At 72.9% G+C, this 14,365-nt stretch carries 20 protein-coding genes and 2 pseudogenes; 8 read left to right on the top strand and 14 right to left on the bottom strand.

Annotation, left to right across the window (positions count from 1 at the left end):
- Positions 1-326 (bottom strand): annotated as a pseudogene (locus tag C1I92_RS34045) (hypothetical protein); the annotation flags it as partial.
- Positions 327-448: 122 nt separating this feature from the next.
- On the opposite strand from C1I92_RS34045, the gene nagA reads away from it, so the two are divergent.
- The 3 genes and pseudogenes from nagA to C1I92_RS25890 all read left to right on the top strand — a co-directional run bounded on the left by nagA (position 449) and on the right by C1I92_RS25890 (position 3,904).
- Positions 449-1,579, top strand: coding sequence for an N-acetylglucosamine-6-phosphate deacetylase (nagA, locus tag C1I92_RS25900; RefSeq protein ID WP_111257525.1), 1,131 nt, complete (start codon positions 449-451; stop codon positions 1,577-1,579).
- A 43-nt stretch (positions 1,580-1,622) separates the two neighbouring features.
- Positions 1,623-2,414 (top strand): helix-turn-helix transcriptional regulator, encoded by a 792-nt coding sequence (locus C1I92_RS25895; RefSeq protein WP_111257524.1) that lies wholly within the window; start codon positions 1,623-1,625, stop codon positions 2,412-2,414.
- Between the two features lie 6 nt (positions 2,415-2,420).
- Positions 2,421-3,904: pseudogene (locus C1I92_RS25890) on the top strand (aldehyde dehydrogenase family protein).
- On the opposite strand, the gene C1I92_RS25885 reads toward C1I92_RS25890, so the two are convergent.
- The 3 genes from C1I92_RS25885 to C1I92_RS25875 are packed head-to-tail and all read right to left on the bottom strand — an operon-like array spanning position 3,885 to position 5,501.
- Positions 3,885-4,385 (bottom strand): 2'-5' RNA ligase family protein, encoded by a 501-nt coding sequence (locus C1I92_RS25885; RefSeq protein ID WP_199521593.1) that lies wholly within the window; start codon positions 4,383-4,385, stop codon positions 3,885-3,887. The pseudogene C1I92_RS25890 and the gene C1I92_RS25885 overlap by 20 nt on opposite strands.
- Before the next feature lie 37 nt (positions 4,386-4,422).
- On the bottom strand, positions 4,423-4,704 hold the full coding sequence (locus C1I92_RS25880) for a hypothetical protein (RefSeq protein ID WP_111257522.1): 282 nt from the start codon (positions 4,702-4,704) through the stop codon (positions 4,423-4,425).
- Entirely contained in the window at positions 4,701-5,501 is an 801-nt protein-coding gene (locus tag C1I92_RS25875; protein ID WP_111257521.1) for a ParA family protein, read from the bottom strand. The genes C1I92_RS25880 and C1I92_RS25875 overlap by 4 nt, the downstream gene beginning before the upstream one ends.
- A 157-nt stretch (positions 5,502-5,658) precedes the next feature.
- Between C1I92_RS25875 and C1I92_RS25870 the strand changes: the two genes are divergently transcribed.
- Entirely contained in the window at positions 5,659-6,342 is a 684-nt protein-coding gene (locus C1I92_RS25870) for an iron-dependent transcriptional repressor DtxR (RefSeq protein WP_111257520.1), read from the top strand.
- The gene (locus C1I92_RS25865) at positions 6,339-6,662 is read left to right on the top strand and encodes a rhodanese-like domain-containing protein (protein WP_199521591.1); all 324 of its coding nucleotides are present in this window, start codon (positions 6,339-6,341) and stop codon (positions 6,660-6,662) included. The genes C1I92_RS25870 and C1I92_RS25865 overlap by 4 nt, the downstream gene beginning before the upstream one ends.
- 53 nt (positions 6,663-6,715) lie before the next feature.
- On the opposite strand, the gene C1I92_RS25860 is transcribed toward C1I92_RS25865, so the two are convergent.
- From C1I92_RS25860 to C1I92_RS25850, 3 genes are all read right to left on the bottom strand, one after another.
- Complete coding sequence (locus C1I92_RS25860; protein WP_146605288.1) at positions 6,716-6,976, bottom strand: hypothetical protein; 261 nt, start codon at positions 6,974-6,976, stop codon at positions 6,716-6,718.
- A gap of 91 nt (positions 6,977-7,067) precedes the next feature.
- On the bottom strand, positions 7,068-8,012 hold the full coding sequence (locus C1I92_RS25855; RefSeq protein ID WP_111257518.1) for a ribose-phosphate diphosphokinase: 945 nt from the start codon (positions 8,010-8,012) through the stop codon (positions 7,068-7,070).
- Positions 8,013-8,091: 79 nt separating this feature from the next.
- A complete protein-coding gene (locus C1I92_RS25850; protein WP_111257527.1) occupies positions 8,092-8,562 on the bottom strand; it encodes a MarR family winged helix-turn-helix transcriptional regulator in 471 nt (156 codons plus the stop codon).
- Positions 8,563-8,613: 51 nt separating this feature from the next.
- Here C1I92_RS25850 and C1I92_RS25845 point away from each other — a divergent pair, with 51 nt between their 5' ends.
- Positions 8,614-9,084, top strand: coding sequence for a VOC family protein (locus tag C1I92_RS25845; protein ID WP_111257517.1), 471 nt, complete (start codon positions 8,614-8,616; stop codon positions 9,082-9,084).
- A gap of 3 nt (positions 9,085-9,087) precedes the next feature.
- On the opposite strand, the gene C1I92_RS25840 is transcribed toward C1I92_RS25845, so the two are convergent.
- Genes C1I92_RS25840 through C1I92_RS25830 form a run of 3 tightly spaced genes read right to left on the bottom strand, consistent with a single transcriptional unit; the run spans position 9,088 to position 10,348 of the window.
- Positions 9,088-9,534, bottom strand: a complete 447-nt coding sequence (locus C1I92_RS25840; protein WP_111257516.1) for an SRPBCC family protein — start codon at positions 9,532-9,534, stop codon at positions 9,088-9,090.
- 2 nt (positions 9,535-9,536) lie between these two features.
- Entirely contained in the window at positions 9,537-9,890 is a 354-nt protein-coding gene (locus tag C1I92_RS25835; RefSeq protein ID WP_111257515.1) for an ArsR/SmtB family transcription factor, read from the bottom strand.
- Complete coding sequence (locus C1I92_RS25830) at positions 9,887-10,348, bottom strand: SRPBCC family protein (protein WP_111257514.1); 462 nt, start codon at positions 10,346-10,348, stop codon at positions 9,887-9,889. The genes C1I92_RS25835 and C1I92_RS25830 overlap by 4 nt, the downstream gene beginning before the upstream one ends.
- Positions 10,349-10,546: 198 nt before the next feature.
- Between C1I92_RS25830 and C1I92_RS25825 the strand changes: the two genes are divergently transcribed.
- Positions 10,547-11,374 (top strand): mechanosensitive ion channel family protein, encoded by an 828-nt coding sequence (locus C1I92_RS25825; protein WP_111257513.1) that lies wholly within the window; start codon positions 10,547-10,549, stop codon positions 11,372-11,374.
- Positions 11,375-11,393: 19 nt separating this feature from the next.
- Here C1I92_RS25825 and C1I92_RS25820 read toward each other — a convergent pair whose 3' ends face one another.
- Positions 11,394-11,741, bottom strand: a complete 348-nt coding sequence (locus tag C1I92_RS25820) for a DUF6401 family natural product biosynthesis protein (RefSeq protein ID WP_111257512.1) — start codon at positions 11,739-11,741, stop codon at positions 11,394-11,396.
- A 50-nt stretch (positions 11,742-11,791) separates the two neighbouring features.
- On the bottom strand, positions 11,792-12,295 hold the full coding sequence (locus tag C1I92_RS25815) for a GNAT family N-acetyltransferase (RefSeq protein ID WP_158564284.1): 504 nt from the start codon (positions 12,293-12,295) through the stop codon (positions 11,792-11,794).
- Positions 12,296-12,375: 80 nt separating this feature from the next.
- Here C1I92_RS25815 and C1I92_RS34040 point away from each other — a divergent pair, with 80 nt between their 5' ends.
- Positions 12,376-12,846, top strand: coding sequence for a RodZ family helix-turn-helix domain-containing protein (locus C1I92_RS34040; protein WP_158564283.1), 471 nt, complete (start codon positions 12,376-12,378; stop codon positions 12,844-12,846).
- A gap of 86 nt (positions 12,847-12,932) precedes the next feature.
- On the opposite strand, the gene C1I92_RS25805 is transcribed toward C1I92_RS34040, so the two are convergent.
- Positions 12,933-13,358 (bottom strand): Hsp20/alpha crystallin family protein, encoded by a 426-nt coding sequence (locus C1I92_RS25805; protein WP_111257509.1) that lies wholly within the window; start codon positions 13,356-13,358, stop codon positions 12,933-12,935.
- Positions 13,359-13,463: 105 nt separating this feature from the next.
- Positions 13,464-14,345: a class I SAM-dependent methyltransferase gene (locus C1I92_RS25800; RefSeq protein WP_111257508.1), complete on the bottom strand. Its 882-nt coding sequence runs from the start codon at positions 14,343-14,345 to the stop codon at positions 13,464-13,466.
- Positions 14,346-14,365: the final 20 nt, after the last annotated feature.

Raw genomic sequence — 14,365 nt, 5'->3', positions numbered from 1 at the left:
ACGAAGCACTCGGGGAAGGGGTGGGCCGAGAAGCCGGGGTACCGCGCGGAGATCGCCGCCACATCCACGACGGGGACCGGCGGGACGGCGACGAGGTCGGCGTCGGAACCAGGGGCGGCGACGGCGACCAGGGTGTCGCCGTCCAGCAGCGAGAGGCCGTCGTCCGAGCGAGTGACAGCCAGGGGCGTCTCCAACGGCGGCGGTGTCCGCAGCGTGACGGTGACCGGCCCGGCGCCGTCCAGCCGCCCTGCCAGGACGCCGGCCACGTACCCGCCGTTGCCCGAGCTGGAAGGACCACGAAACCGCGACCGCACCGTCACCGTCATGCCGACCGAGCCTAGACCGCCACCGAACGCGGACCGCCCTTAGACCGATCCCGGACCAGACCTGGACCAGACACGCGATACCGTGCGGACCGACGCGGAACGAGAGCCGGGAGGAACGCGCGATGACGGTGATCGCCGGTGCGGTGATGGTCACGCCCGACGGCGTGGTGGAGGACGGCTGGCTGCAGGTCGGCGACGACGGCCGTATCGCCGCACTCGGTGATGGAGCGCCGCCCCGGCCAGCCGGCCGCGACCTGGGCGGACGCTGGCTGGTCCCCGGCTTCGTCGACATGCACACGCATGGCGGGGGCGGCGGCACGGTGGTCGGCGCCGACGAGGAGGCGGTGCGCACGTTCGTCGCCACGCACCGGCGGCACGGCACGACGTCGATCGTGGCGAGCCTGGTGACCGGCGAGTACGACGCGCTGGAGCACGACGTCAGAGTGCTGGCCGAGCTGACCGACGAGGGGCTGATCGCCGGCACGCACCTGGAGGGGCCGTGGATCTCGCCGGCCAGCAAGGGCGCACACGACGAGCGCGCCCTCCGCACGCCCGAGCCGGCCGCCGTCGAGCGGCTGCTCACCGCCGGCAGGGGCACCGTTCGCATGGTCACGCTCGCTCCGGAACTGGAGCACGGCCTGGACGCGGTCCGCGCGGTCGTCGCCGAGGGCGCGGTCGCCGCCGTCGGGCACACCGACGCGAGCTATGCCACGACGAGAGAAGCGATCGAGGCGGGCGCGACGGTCGCAACGCACCTGTTCAACGCGATGGCGCCGGTCCACCACCGCGACCCGGGGCCGATCGTCGCGCTGCTGGAGGACGAGCGGGTGACGGTGGAACTGATCCTCGACGGCGTCCACCTGCACCCCGCGATCGCCCGCCTGGTCCGCAGCGCCGCAGGCCCGGAGCGAATCGCGCTGGTCACCGACGCGATGGACGCGACGGACATCGGCGACGGCGAGTACGTGCTCGGCGAGCTGGCCGTGCGGGTCGAGAACGGCGTCGCCCGGCTGGTCGAGGGCGGCTCGATCGCCGGCAGCACGCTGACCATGGATCACGCCTTCCGGTTCGCCGTCGAGCAGGCCGGGTTCACCGTGCCCGAGGCGGTCCATGCCACGTCGGCACGACCGGCACGGCTGCTCGGCATCGGCGGGCGGACCGGCGCGCTCGTCCCCGGCCTCGATGCCGACCTCGTCGTGCTCGACGAGGACCTGACCGTCGACGCAGTCATGGCCCGCGGCGAGTGGGTCTGATCCGGCGGAATCCCGGCGGCCCGCCGCGTGGTTGAACACAGCGATGCAACGCGCACAGCTCGCCGACTTCCTCCGCTCGCGCCGGGCGGCGCTGCGGCCCGCCGACGTCGGGCTGCGCCCCGGCGCCGGCCAGCGGCGCACTCCGGGGCTGCGCCGCGACGAGGTCGCCCTGCTCAGCGACATCTCGACGGACTACTACACCCGCCTGGAGCAGCGCCGCGGGCCGCTGCCGTCCGGTCAGGTGCTGGCGTCGATGGCGCGCGCTCTGCGGCTGTCCGACGGTGAGCGCGAGTACCTGTTCGAGCTGGCCGGGCTGGCCGCGCCGCCACGGACCGAGGGCCCGGACGAGGTGGCGCCCGGCCTGCGCCGGGTCCTCGACCAGCTCGGCGACGTCCCGGCGATGGTGTCCGATCCGGCCGGACGGACGCTGCTGCAGACGCCCGCCGCCAGGGACCTGCTGGGCGACGAGACGCGCTACACCGGCGCGGCCCGCAGCCGGGTCTACCGGTGGTTCACCGACCCCGCCGCGCGGCTGCGCACACCGGCCGCTGACCACGAGCGCCACTCCACGACCCTGGTCGCCGGACTGGCGGCCGCCTCTGTCGCGGCGGGTCCGCGGTCGACGGCGACGGCCCTGGTGGGTGAGCTGCGCCGCCGCAGTCCGGAGTTCGCCGAGATCTGGGCGACCCAGCCGGTCCCCGGCGCCGTGTGCCCTCCGAAGCGGATCGTCCACCCCGACCTGGGCGTCGTCGACGTCCGTGGCGACAACCTCATCGACCCGGACCGCTCCCAGATCCTGACGATCTTCACAGTGGAGTCCGCTGAGGGGGACTGATCGAGCATGGTTCGCCCGGCGGACCCGCCGCAGGGTGGAAGCATGACAACCACTCAGAACCTCATCCCCGCAGCTCACGAACTGGACATCGCAGGGCACTGGATCAGCGGCGCCGTCACTGCGGGCGACGGATCGACCATGGACGTCGTCAGCCCGGTGGACGGCGCCGTCGTCGCGACCGTCCCGCGAGGAGACGCGGCCGACGTGGACCGCGCCGTCGCCGCCGCCCGGGCGGCGCTGCCGGGCTGGTCGTCGACCAGCCCGCGGGCCGCGGCGCCGTCCTGCACCGGCTGGCCGGCGAGCTGGCCGCCCGAACCGAGCGGATCGCCCGCGCGGTCACCGCGGAGATCGGCGCGCCGATCTCGCTGTCACGGGCGGCGCACGCCGGCTTCCCCGTCGCCGTCACCGAGGCCGTCGCTGGTCTCGCCGGCCAGATCGCCTGGACCGAACAGGTGGGGAACTCGCTGGTCGTGCGCGAGCCGGTGGGCGTCGTCGGTGCGATCACGCCGTGGAACTTCCCGCTCCAGCAGGTCATCACGAAGATCGTGCCGGCGCTGCTGGCGGGCAACACGATCGTGCTCAAGCCGGCCGAGACCGCGCCGCTGACGGCGCCGATCCTGGCCGAGGCGGCGGCCGCCGCAGGCCTGCCCGGCGGCGTCCTGAACATCGTCTACGGCCTCGGCGGCGATGTCGGCGAGGCGATCACCACCCATCCGGGCGTCGACATGGTCTCGTTCACCGGCTCGACCGCCGTCGGCAAGCGGATCGCCGTCGCGGCGTCGGCCACCGTCAAGCGGGTCGCCCTCGAGCTGGGCGGCAAGACCGCGAACGTCGTCCTCCCCGGCGCCGACCTCGACCACGCGGTCGCCGAGACGCTCCGGTACGGGTGGACGAACAGCGGCCAGGCCTGCGGCGCGTGGACGCGGCTGCTGGTGCCCGCCGACCGGCATGACGACATCGTCGCGAAGCTGGTCGCCGAGGCCGCCGCCCATACCGTCGGCGATCCGCGGGACGAGTCCACCCTCATCGGGCCGCTCGCGTCGCAAGCCCAGTGGGAACGGGTCAACGGCTACATCGAGCGGGGCGTCGCCGACGGGCTGGACCTCGTGCACGGCGGTCCCGGCCGGGTCCCCGGCTTTGAGTCCGGCGCGTTCATCCGGCCGACGATCTTCGCCGGCGTCGACCCGCGGTCGGTCGTCGCCCAGGAGGAGATCTTCGGGCCGGTGCTCAGCGTGATCCCGTACCGGTCGGAGGACGAGGCCGTGGAGATCGCCGACGGGACGATCTACGGCCTCGGCGCCGCCGTCTTCGGCGAGCGCGACCACGCCCTTGCCGTCGCCCGGCGGCTCGCGGCCGGCCAGGTCTACGTCAACGGGGCGCCGTTCAACCCGCTCGCGCCCTTCGGCGGCTACAAGCAGTCCGGCACCGGACGCGAGATGGGCAAGGCCGGCGTCGAGGAGTTCACCGAGCTCAAGGCGATCCAGCTCTGACGGCGCCGAGCGGCAGGCTGGTCAGCAGCCGGGTCCGGTGCGGCTCGTACCAGACGAGGTCGACGCGGTCGGCGACGCAGGTCACCGGGACGGTGTCGCCGAGCCGGTCCCGGGTCGACGCCACCGTGACCTCGGCGGAGAGCTGGTCCAGCGTGAGGTGCGGGACGATGTCGGGGAACTGGCCGCCGTAGGGCGGGCACTGCGGGAACGCCGCCACGAACCGTTCGGTCAGCTCGCGGAACGGCCCGTCCGGCTCCGGCGCGAGATAGATGACGCCGTTCGGGAACGTCTCGATCCGATCCAGGGCGAACGTGATCGGCGGCGTCTCCGCCAGCAGCGATTCGACGCGCTCGAGTGCGGCGGAGTCCGCCGCCGGCAGGAACGGCGCCAGCACGGTGATGTGCGCGTGCGTGAACGCGGGGTCGACGGACAGATAGGCGGGGTCGTAGTGCTCGAACCGTCCTCGGACGAACAACTCCACGGCCGGCACGGGGATCTGCAGGACCGTGAAACCCGGCCTATTCGTCGGACCAGGCGCGCAGCACGTGTGCCGCGGCCTCCTCGGCCGTCCAGCCGTACGAGTCGGCCTTGCGCCGCAGTCGCTTGCGGTCGCGTTTGGACAGCGTGACGATCAGGTCCGCGTCGTCGCCGGCGTGCGCCTTCTTCTTGTGCTTCTTGGCCGCCTTGGCGACGGCGGCCTCGTCGACGGCCAGCGAGGAGAGGTGCGGCGCGGCCGAGTGGACGGTGCCGTTGGGCTTGCGCACCAGCGCCGGCCGCGGCGCGGGCAGGGACGAGCTCATCGGGAGGCCCCCTTCGAGAACGGGCCGGCGCCGTTGCCGGCGGAGCTCAGCAGCAACGCGAGGTACCCGGCGAAGATGCGGCTGACCTCGCGTGCTCCGGGCGACGGCCAGCGCTGGATCGGCACACCGGCGCCCTGGGCCCGGCCGATCGCCGAGCGCTCCGGCAGCACCGGGTCGATGACGAGGTCGCGGTAGGCGGCGAGCAGCTCGTCGAGCCGGAAGCGGTGCTCGGCGGCGCCGTTGCGGAACCGGTTCACGACGATGCCGGCCGGCCGCAGCCGCAGGTTGTACGCGCCGCGGACGGCGTCGACGGCGTCCAGCGCCTGCTGCGCACCGGCCAGCGCGAACGCCGTCGGCTCGGTGACGACGAGCGCGGTGTCGCTGGCCGCCAGCGCGTTGCGGGTCAGCTCGGCGAGGCTGGGCGGGCAGTCGATCAGCACGAGGTCGGCGTCGCGCAGGCCGGTGAGGGCGCTGCGCACGTGGTGCCGGCCGGGCACGCCGTCGGGCGGATGGTTGCGCCGCTCCAGCGCGGGCTCACCGGCCAGGACCCGGACCTGCTCGCCCCAGCCGCTGACGGCGAGCGCGTCGCCGATCGTCACCGGCCGGTCGCCGGCGAGCACGTCGTTCGCGGTGAACCGGACGCCGTCGGGTGCGAGCACGGTGGTCGCGTTGGCCTGCGGGTCGAGGTCGACGACGACGCAGCGCAGGTGCTGCGCGGCCGCCGCGCCGGCCAGGCCGAGGGTGACCGACGTCTTCCCGACGCCGCCCTTGAGACTCAGGACACTCACCACCGGCATTCCGCGAGTCTCCCACGAGGTGGCGCCGTCCGTCTCGGGTCGTGGGGCGCCGATCCGATCGGAACCGGAAACGAGACGCGGTCGCGATAAGCTCGACGTATCAACCCCGACCCCGGCGGGTTGCGAGATGTGTGAGCGATGCGAGGAGAGCCGGCCGGTGAGCGACCTCATCGATACGACAGAGATGTACCTCAAGACGATTTTCGAGCTCGAAGAGGAAGGCATCGTCCCGCTCCGCGCGCGCATCGCCGAGCGTCTGCACCAGTCCGGTCCCACTGTCAGCCAGACCGTGGCGCGCATGGAGCGTGACGGCCTGCTGCACGTCGACGAGGACCGCCACCTGGAGCTGTCCGAGAAGGGCCGGCTGCTGGCGATGCGGGTCATGCGCAAGCACCGCCTGGTGGAGCGGCTGCTGGTCGACGTCATCGGACTGGACTGGGAGCTGGTGCACAACGAGGCCTGCCGCTGGGAGCACGTGGTCTCCGAGGCGGTCGAGCGCCGCCTGGTCGACCTGCTGCACGAGCCGGCCGCCGACCCCTACGGCAACCCGATCCCGGGCCTGGCCGAGCTGGGCAGCAGCACCGTCGTCGAGGAGTTCCGCACCGGCGTCCGGCAGCTGCGCCAGGCCGGCACCAGCGACGGCGCCGAGGTCGTCGTCCGGCACATCGGCGAGCCGCTGCAGGTCGACGAGAAGCTGCTGGCCAGCCTGCGCGAGGCGCAGATCGTCCCCGGCCGCACCGTCAAGGCGACCATCACCGACAACGGCGTGCAGGTGCGCAACACCGAGACCGTCGAGCTGTCGACGGCCGACGCCGCCCACATCTTCGTGAGCGCCCCGTGAGCGCGGCTGAGATCTCCGTCGACGAGCTGATGGCGGTGTGGAAGGACGGCGACGCGGCCATCGTCGACGTCCGTGAGCCGGACGAGTACGTCGAGGCGCACATCCCGGGGGTCCAGCTGATCCCGATGGGCTCGGTCATCGAGCAGCTCGACCAGATCCCGCGCGACCGCACCGTCTACCTCGTGTGCGCGGTCGGCGGCCGCAGCGGCCAGGTGGCCGACTACCTCGACGCGCAGGGCTACGACGTCCGCAATGTCGCCGGCGGCACCAACGCGTGGCTGCGAGCCGGGCACCCGGTCGAGACCGGGCTACCGGAGTAGCGGGAGAACGAGCAACGGGCGGCCCGGGTGGCCGCCCGTTCGTCGTCGCCGGGTCAGAGCCGGCGGACGTGCCGCACGAGCATCGCCGGGGTCCCGCGGACCCCGCGGCCCTGCGGCGCCACGACACCGGTGATCTCGACGTCGTCGCCGAGCTCGGCCGGCTTGTCGAACGGCCCGAGCAGCTCGAACCGCTCACCAGCGGCGTCGAGCTCGAGGAATCCCTCACGCTGGGCGAGCACGAGCCTGCCTCGACGGGTGACAGCGGTGAGCGGGTTGGTGAAGTCCGACATGGTCTCGAACTGACTCCTCGTCATGAGCACCGAGTATGGGGGCCGGGTTCGGCCGCCGTCCGGCAAATGCCCGGATTGGTCCCGATGCGGGGGGTGAGCTGTCTCTCAATGTCGCTTATGCGTCGTGGAACAGCGCGCTGACCGACTCGCCGTTGTGGATCCGGCGGATCGCCTCGGCCAGCAGCGGCGCCACCGAGAGCACCGTCAGCTTGGGGTGGCCGGTGCCGTCGGCGAGCGGGACGGTGTTGGTGCAGACGATCTCCTCGACGTCGGGCTGGTCGCCGAGCCGGCGCAGGGCGTCGTCGGCGAACAGGCCGTGCGTGCAGGCGATCCGGATGGAGCGGGCGTCGCGCTCGCGCAGCCGGTCCATCAGCTCGATCAGCGTGCTGCCCTTCGCGATCTCGTCGTCGAGCACGATGATGTCGCGGCCCTCGACCTCGCCGATGATCGCGGTGATGGTGACCTTGTCGTCGGCGAAGCGCTGCTTCGCCCCGGCCGCGACGGGCACGCCGAGCATGCGGGCGAACGCCGACGCCGGCTTGGCGTTGCCGAGGTCGGGCGAGACGACGACGGTGTTCGACAGGTCGCGGCCCTGGAAGTGCGCCGCCAGCTCGCGCAGCGCGTGCAGCTGGTCGACGGGCACGCTGAAGAACCCGTGCACCTGCGGCGAGTGCAGCGTCATCGCCAGCACCCGGTTCGCGCCGGCGGTGGTGAGCAGGTCGGCCATCAGCCGGCCGCCGATGGAGATGCGCGGCGCGTCCTTCTTGTCCGACCGGGCGTAGGCGTAGTGCGGCATGACGACGGTGATCCGCGCGGCCGAGGCGCCTCGCGCGGCGTCGAGCATGAGGAACAGCTCGACCAGGTGCTCCTGCACCGGCGGGACGATCGGCTGGATCAGGAACACGTCGTGCTCACGGCAGTTGGCCTGCAGTTGCACCTCGAGGCAGTCGTTGGCGAAGCGCTGGATGCGGACCGGGTTGAGGGCCGCGCCGAGTTGGGCACAGATCTCCGCGGCCAGCTCCGGGTGGGCGCTGCCGCTGAACACGGCGATGTCTCGCATGGTCTGGCCCTCTCTCGCGTCATGTCGGCGTGGTCGAGGTACGTCGTCGGCCGCTGCGGCTGCCGCCGCGGGCAGCATCTCACAGGTGCGGCGGGCGCCCGTCGTGCGGAGCGACGATCGCCGCGACGATCTCGCCGAGCTGCTCGACCTGTTCCGTCGTGAGCGGGTCGAACAGCACGCTGCGGACCTCCTCGACGTGGCCGGGCGCGGCCGCGGCCAGCACGGCGAATCCGTCGTCGGTGAGCGACGCGACAGTGGTGCGGCCGTCGGTGTCGTGCTTGCGCCGGCGCACCCAGCCGAACTCCTCCAGCCGCGAGACGGCGTGCGAGAGCCGGCTCGGCGACGAGCTGACCACGCGGGCCAGCTCGGACATCGTCAGCTCCCGGTTCGGCGCCTCGGAGAGCATGGCCAGGATGATGTAGTAGGCATGCGGCATGCCCGCGTCGCGCTGCAGCTGCCGGTCCAGCGCCGCCCATAACAACTGGTTCGCCAGCAGGTAGGTCCGCCACACCTTCTGTTCGTCGTCACTCAGCCAGCGCGTCGCCTTCACGGCGCTCAGCATACGATGATGGTTGAGAGTTCAACTTTTCGAGGAGGGGTCGTGGAGGTCAAGGAGCTGGGGCACATCGTGCTCTACGTGCGCGACATCGGGCGGTCGGTGGCGTTCTACCGTGACGTGCTCGGCTGGCGGCAGGTGCTGCCCAAGGCCGACGGCGCCGGGCCGCTGCCGATGCCGTTCGCGATGTTCAACGCGCCGTCCGGGCGGACCCACCACGAGCTGCTGCTGATCGAGGTGGGCCCGGACGCGGCGGCGCTCCCGGCCGGGCGCCGGGTCGGGCTCTACCACTTCGGGCTGAAGATCGGCACGTCCGACGACGAGTTGCGGGCGGCGCTGACGACGCTGCGCGAGGCCGGCGCGACGGTGCTCGGCGCGACCGACCACGTCGTCACGCACAGCCTCTACATCGCCGACCCGGACGGCAACGAGATCGAGCTCTACGTCGACGTGCCGGGCATGGACTGGGAGGACGCGGAGCTGCTGGCGTCGCCGCCCCGCGCCCTCCGGCTGTGACCGTCAGTGCCAGTTGCTGACCTGGACGTCGTCCGGGTCGGGCCGGCCGGCGCCGGTCTCGGCGAACTCCTTGAGGCTCATCAGGAACGTGGCCCACTTGGTGCTGCAGTGGTACATGAACGGCACCGGCTCGCGCCAGCCCTCGTGCCGGAACATCACGATGGTGTAGTCGTCCTCCTGGGAGAGGTCGAACCGGACGTGCGTGCCGATCCACTCCTCGGGGCCGTCGACGACCTCCCAGCGCACCCGCTCGCCGGGGACGGTCTCCAGGACCTTCATGTCGAACCCGTCCTCGCCCTGCGGGGTGGCGAACCGGAACCGGATGACGTCGTCGCCGGCGTCGCTGGTCTTCGTCGTCCACCAGCCGGCCAGGCCGTCGATCGTGGTCAGAGCCTTGTAGACGGTGTCGGGCGAGGTCGTCGCGCCGATGCGGTGCAGGATGTCGGCCATGCTCAGTGCCTTTCGGTGGAGGTGTCGCGGCGACGCTGGATCGCCTCGGAGATGCGCTTGATGCGGGCCAGCCGGGCGTCCCAGGTGGCGCCGACGGAGGTCAGCTGGGCGACGGCGCGGGCCAGCTGGGCCTCGTCGACGCCGTAGCGGCGCTCGCGGCCGGACGGCGTGCCGTGCACGAGCCCGGCCCGGTCCAGCACGCCGAGGTGCTTGGCGACCGCCTGCCGGGTGACCGGCAGCCGCTCGCTCAGCGTCGTCGCCGTGCCGGCGCCGTCGGCCAGGAGCAGGTCGAGGATCCGCCGCCGGGTCGGGTCGCCGACGGCCGACCAGAGCTCGTCGTCGATGACGGTGCTCATCGCGCCGCCAGCCGCCCGGCGTAGTCGACAAGGCGGGGCAGGAACTGGTCCCAGCCGGTGGCGTGGTCGCGGTACGCCTCCTCGAGGACGGCCGCCTCCCAGCCGCGCTCGCGGAAGCCGGTCTCGGTGAACCGCAACAGCGTGCCGGAACCGGCCGGGACAAGGTCGAACGTCACCAGCAGCGAGTTGCCGGCCGCCGCGGCCACGCCGTCGTCGTAGACCCAGCGGAACGCGAACCGGCGCGGCGGGTCTGCCTCGACGACCGTGAGCGCCTGGACGATGCCGTCCGCCGCGGCCGGGTCGCCGAACGTGACGGTCCCGGTCGCGCCGGGCACCGGCTCGAGGTCGGCGTCGTCGGGCCACCACTCGCGCAGGTGCTCGGGGGTGCTGACCACCTCATAGACGATCTCGGGCGCGGCGTCGATGTGGATCTCGCGCTCGATGCTGCCGAACTCCATCGGCCCTCCAGTAACTCGCAACGTTTGGTTGCGTATGACTGTAGGCGAGGACGTGTCAATGTGCAACCTATGGTTGCGATGCGATCAGGTGGGTGCGTGGGATCGTCACCAGGGGGTACGCACCTCGGGGTGCCGGTAGGGCATGGTGCCGGCCGCCGACGGGCGGTTGGCCGGCCGGCCCGGAAGGATGTGAGCCGGATGGACATCACGCAATCGTGGAACGACGCACTCGACGCCGTGATCACGTTCCTGCCGAGGTTCGCCGCGTTCCTGGTGATCCTCTTCATCGGCTGGCTGGTGGCGAAGGCGCTGCGCAAGCTGGTCGACGTGGTCCTCGAACGGGTGGGCTTCGATCGAGCCGTGGAGCGTGGCGGCGTCCGCCGGGCTCTGGCGCAGTCGAAGTACGACGCCAGTGGCCTGATCGCGACGCTCGTCTACTACGCGGTGCTGCTGCTGGCGCTGCAGATGGCCTTCGGCGTCTTCGGGCCCAACCCGGTGAGCGACCTGCTGTCCGACATCGTGGCCTGGCTGCCGCAGGCGATCGTCGCGGTCGTGATCATCGTGGTGGCGACGGCGGTCGCCAGCGCACTCGGCGACCTCGTCGGCAGTGCGCTGAGCTCGCTGAGCTATGGCCGGATGGTGGCCAAGATCGTGCAGATCTTCGTCATCGCGCTGGGTGTCATCGCCGCCCTGAACCAGATCGGGGTCGCCACGACCGTGACCACCCCGGTGCTGATCGCGGTGCTGGCCACCGTCGCCGGCGTGATCATCGTCGGGGTCGGCGGCGGGATGCTGCGGCCGATGGAGCAGCGCTGGGAGCGCTGGCTGAGCCGGGCCGAGCGCGAGATCCCGGAGGCGCGGTCGCGCACCGAGGCCTACCAGCGGGGCCGTGAGGACGCCCTGCGGGCGCAGGAGACGCCGGCCGGCGTGCCGCCGTCGGAGCTGCCGACGAGCAGGCCGGCGCCGACGACCGGCATGCCGCCTACGACGCCGACGACCAGCACGCCGCCGCGCGACTACCCGTAGGGGCCGGTGGCGACGCTGCTCAGGAGAGCGCGGCGTCGCCGTCAGCGATGCTGGCCATGGCCCCGTCGGCCATGGCCAGCAGGCAGACCCCGGCCAGGCGCAGCGATACCCAGTCGTCGTCGCCGTGCCGCCACCCGCGCTCTCGGGCGACGTCCTCGACCCCGCGGGCGTAATCGGCCAGTTCGACCGGTCCCAGGCCGTGGCCGGTGACGACCAGGATGTCGCGGACGGCGGCGGCGTGCTGGTCGACCTCTGCCAGCAGCCCCGGCGCCCACTGCGACCTCGTCTCCATGCCGATCGAGGCGGCGAGCGAGGTCAGCTCCCGCTGGGCGATGGTCCGTCTCCGCCGAGGCGCCAACCAGTTCATGGCTGCCCAGGGTACGAAGGCCGCTCGGCGGCCGGACGCCCGGGGGCGGCTCAGGCGCCGAGTGCGAGGGTGGCGCGGCGGACCGGATCGTCGCCGGGCGCGACTGTGAAGCCGAGCGCGGCCAGGAACGCCTGTCCCGGCGGCCAGGCGTCATGCGCCGTCGCCGTGACGGTGTCCAGGCCGCTCTCGCGGGCCTCGCGGAGCAGGACGGCCGCGACGGCGGCGCCGAGACCGCGGCGCCGGTGCGACGGCGCGATGAGGAACAGCCCGACCGCGGCGGCCGTGCGGTGCGGGAACCCGAGCACGGCGTCGATCAGGCCGACGATCTTGTCGCCGTCGCGGACCGTGAACAGCCGCTTGTCCTCGAACGACGCGCCCTCGGGCAGGGCGTAGAACAGGCTCTGCACGTCGCCGGGCCCGGACGGCGTGCCGTTGACGGCCTCGAACCAGTCGTCGCAGGCGGCGAAGAGCTCCAGGACACCGGGCTCGTCCTCGGGCTCGAGCTGCTCGCGGACCACGATGGGTCCGAAGTCGGTGGCGACGGTCCAGATCACGCCTGCCAGATTAGCGGCCGGCGCCGGTCGCGGAACCGGCGGCGACGGCCGGACGTCTGATCTTCGTGAGGGTGAACCGGGTGCTGGCGGCTGCCGTGGCGACGGCGGTCCTGCTGCTGGCGGGGTGCGGCGACGACGTTCCGGCGACGGGTGGCGACGACCCGACCGGATCGAGCACGCCGAGCGGCGAGGCGAGTGCTCCTTCGACACCCACCGACGCGCCGACCGACGGCTCCGGCCTGCCGACCGGCCCCGGCGAGGACCCGTCCGCCTCGCCCACCGATCCTGGCGTCACGCCGCAGCCGACCCCGTCGGACCCCAACGTGCCGCCCACGACTCCGGGCGTCACCGAACTGATCGGCTTCCCGACCCCGGGGGTCGAGGCCGGCTGCTGGCTCCTCGACGGCTACCTGCTGATGGGCGGTGACCAGGAGCTGATCTCGTCCGGCCGCGAGGTGCAGATCACCGGCGCGGTCGAGGAGGGCGCGGTCACCACCTGCCAGCAGGGCATCCCGTTCCGCGTCGACTCCGTGGTCGGCATCGAGCCCTGACACCGCCGCGACCCCGCTGGGACCCGGGGACGCGAACGGCCGGGGCGGTCCGTGTGGACCGCCCCGGCCGTCGGTGTTCTACCGCGTCAGGCGGCGCGCTGCACCTCGATGCGGGTGGGCGAGGTGCCCGCGTAGACACCGGCCACCGTCACAGTGAGGACGCCGGCGTCGTAGCTCGCGCTGACGGCGCTCGGGTCGGCCGCGACCGGCAGCGCCACCGTGCGGCGGAAGCTGCCGTACCGGACCTCACGGACCCGGCGGCCGTTGGCGTTCTCGTCGCGGGTGTCGTGGCGCTCGCCACGCACGACCAGTTTGCGGCCCTCGACCTCGACGGTGACGTCCTTCTCCGGGTCCACGCCCGGGAGGTCGAAGCGGGCCACCAGGTCGTCGCCCTCACGAGCGAGGTCGGCGGCGGGCGCGAAGCCCTTCACGGAGCCGGCGGCGACGGGTGCGTCCCAGAACGTGCGGAACAGCCGGTCGACGTCGGCGAACGGTACGAGAGTGGTGCTCATGGCGACTCCTTCTCAGTCAAGTACCCGGTCTCACCAGGTCTGACTGGCATAACTTGAGTCGACCCCGCTCAATTCCGTCGTTCGCCGTGGGCGATGCGCCGCAGCTCAGTCGGCCGTCCGGTGGCCGAGGTGGACGCTGCGCGCGCTGAGCGAGTACACGTCGTCGCGGTGGCCGATCCAGGCGTCGTCGCCGGGGTCGAGCAGCCGGTCCCAGGCCGCCTTGTCGGCCGGCCGCAGCTCGCCGTCGGCGTGGGCGCGGTCGACCCGGTGCCGCAGGCTCTGCAGCACCGATCGCAGGTCCGCCGCGCTGAGCGGCGCCGGCCGCTCGAACGTGAACGTCCTGGTGGCGACGTCGACCAGGCCGGCCCGGCGCAGCGCGGCCGGCCAGCCGTACGGCATCGGCACGCAGCCCGGGATGCAGGCGCGCATGCGGGCGAACCAGCGGTCCTCGGCCGCGGCCAGCCGGGTCTCCAGGCCGGGGTCGCCGACGCCGACGTCCCACGGCAGGTGCTGGGCGGCCAGCCCGCCCTCGGCCAGCGCCAGCCGGCCGCCTGGTGCGAGCAGCGCGGCGAGCGCGTCGATGGCCGCCTGCTGGTCGGCGAGATGATGGATCGACGACGCCGCCCAGATGATGTCGGCGCCGCGGGCCACCATCGGCAGCACGGCGAGGTCGGTGTCGAGGTCGGCGCGCAGCAGGCGGATGTGCCCGTCGTCGATGCCGGCCTCGGTGATCCGCCGGCGCGCGGCGTCGAGCACGTCGCCGTCGCCGTCGACCGCGACGACGAACGCGGCAGGCGGCAGTGCCGCGCCCAGCGCGACGGCCATGCCGGCGCCGCCGCAGCCGATGTCGACGGCCAGCCGGTCGCCGGGCCGGGCCAGCTCGCGGGCCACGGACGTGTACCAGGCCTCGTCGTCGGCCACCGCGGCGCACAGCCGCTCGGCCTCGTCGGACCAGTTGATGATGATCGAGTCGCGGTGGGTGTTCATGGCACGGTCCCCCTGAGAAT

Origin of the sequence: Jiangella anatolica (assembly GCF_003236295.1) — a bacterium.
Taxonomy (GTDB): Bacteria; Actinomycetota; Actinomycetes; order Jiangellales; family Jiangellaceae; genus Jiangella; species Jiangella anatolica.
This window is presented reverse-complemented; position numbering and strand designations above follow the sequence as displayed.

Excerpts from the sequence above, each read along its gene's own strand:
- nagA (WP_111257525.1), top strand. The coding sequence starts at position 449 with ATGACGGTGATCGCCGGTGCGGTGATGGTCACGCCCGACGGCGTGGTG.
- C1I92_RS25895 (WP_111257524.1), top strand. The coding sequence starts at position 1,623 with ATGCAACGCGCACAGCTCGCCGACTTCCTCCGCTCGCGCCGGGCGGCG.
- C1I92_RS25880 (WP_111257522.1), bottom strand. The coding sequence starts at position 4,704 with ATGAGCTCGTCCCTGCCCGCGCCGCGGCCGGCGCTGGTGCGCAAGCCC.
- C1I92_RS25875 (WP_111257521.1), bottom strand. The coding sequence starts at position 5,501 with ATGCCGGTGGTGAGTGTCCTGAGTCTCAAGGGCGGCGTCGGGAAGACG.
- C1I92_RS25860 (WP_146605288.1), bottom strand. The coding sequence starts at position 6,976 with ATGACGAGGAGTCAGTTCGAGACCATGTCGGACTTCACCAACCCGCTC.
- C1I92_RS25855 (WP_111257518.1), bottom strand. The coding sequence starts at position 8,012 with ATGCGAGACATCGCCGTGTTCAGCGGCAGCGCCCACCCGGAGCTGGCC.
- C1I92_RS25840 (WP_111257516.1), bottom strand. The coding sequence starts at position 9,534 with ATGGCCGACATCCTGCACCGCATCGGCGCGACGACCTCGCCCGACACC.
- C1I92_RS25835 (WP_111257515.1), bottom strand. The coding sequence starts at position 9,890 with ATGAGCACCGTCATCGACGACGAGCTCTGGTCGGCCGTCGGCGACCCG.
- C1I92_RS25830 (WP_111257514.1), bottom strand. The coding sequence starts at position 10,348 with ATGGAGTTCGGCAGCATCGAGCGCGAGATCCACATCGACGCCGCGCCC.
- C1I92_RS25825 (WP_111257513.1), top strand. The coding sequence starts at position 10,547 with ATGGACATCACGCAATCGTGGAACGACGCACTCGACGCCGTGATCACG.
- C1I92_RS25820 (WP_111257512.1), bottom strand. The coding sequence starts at position 11,741 with ATGAACTGGTTGGCGCCTCGGCGGAGACGGACCATCGCCCAGCGGGAG.
- C1I92_RS25805 (WP_111257509.1), bottom strand. The coding sequence starts at position 13,358 with ATGAGCACCACTCTCGTACCGTTCGCCGACGTCGACCGGCTGTTCCGC.
- C1I92_RS25800 (WP_111257508.1), bottom strand. The coding sequence starts at position 14,345 with ATGAACACCCACCGCGACTCGATCATCATCAACTGGTCCGACGAGGCC.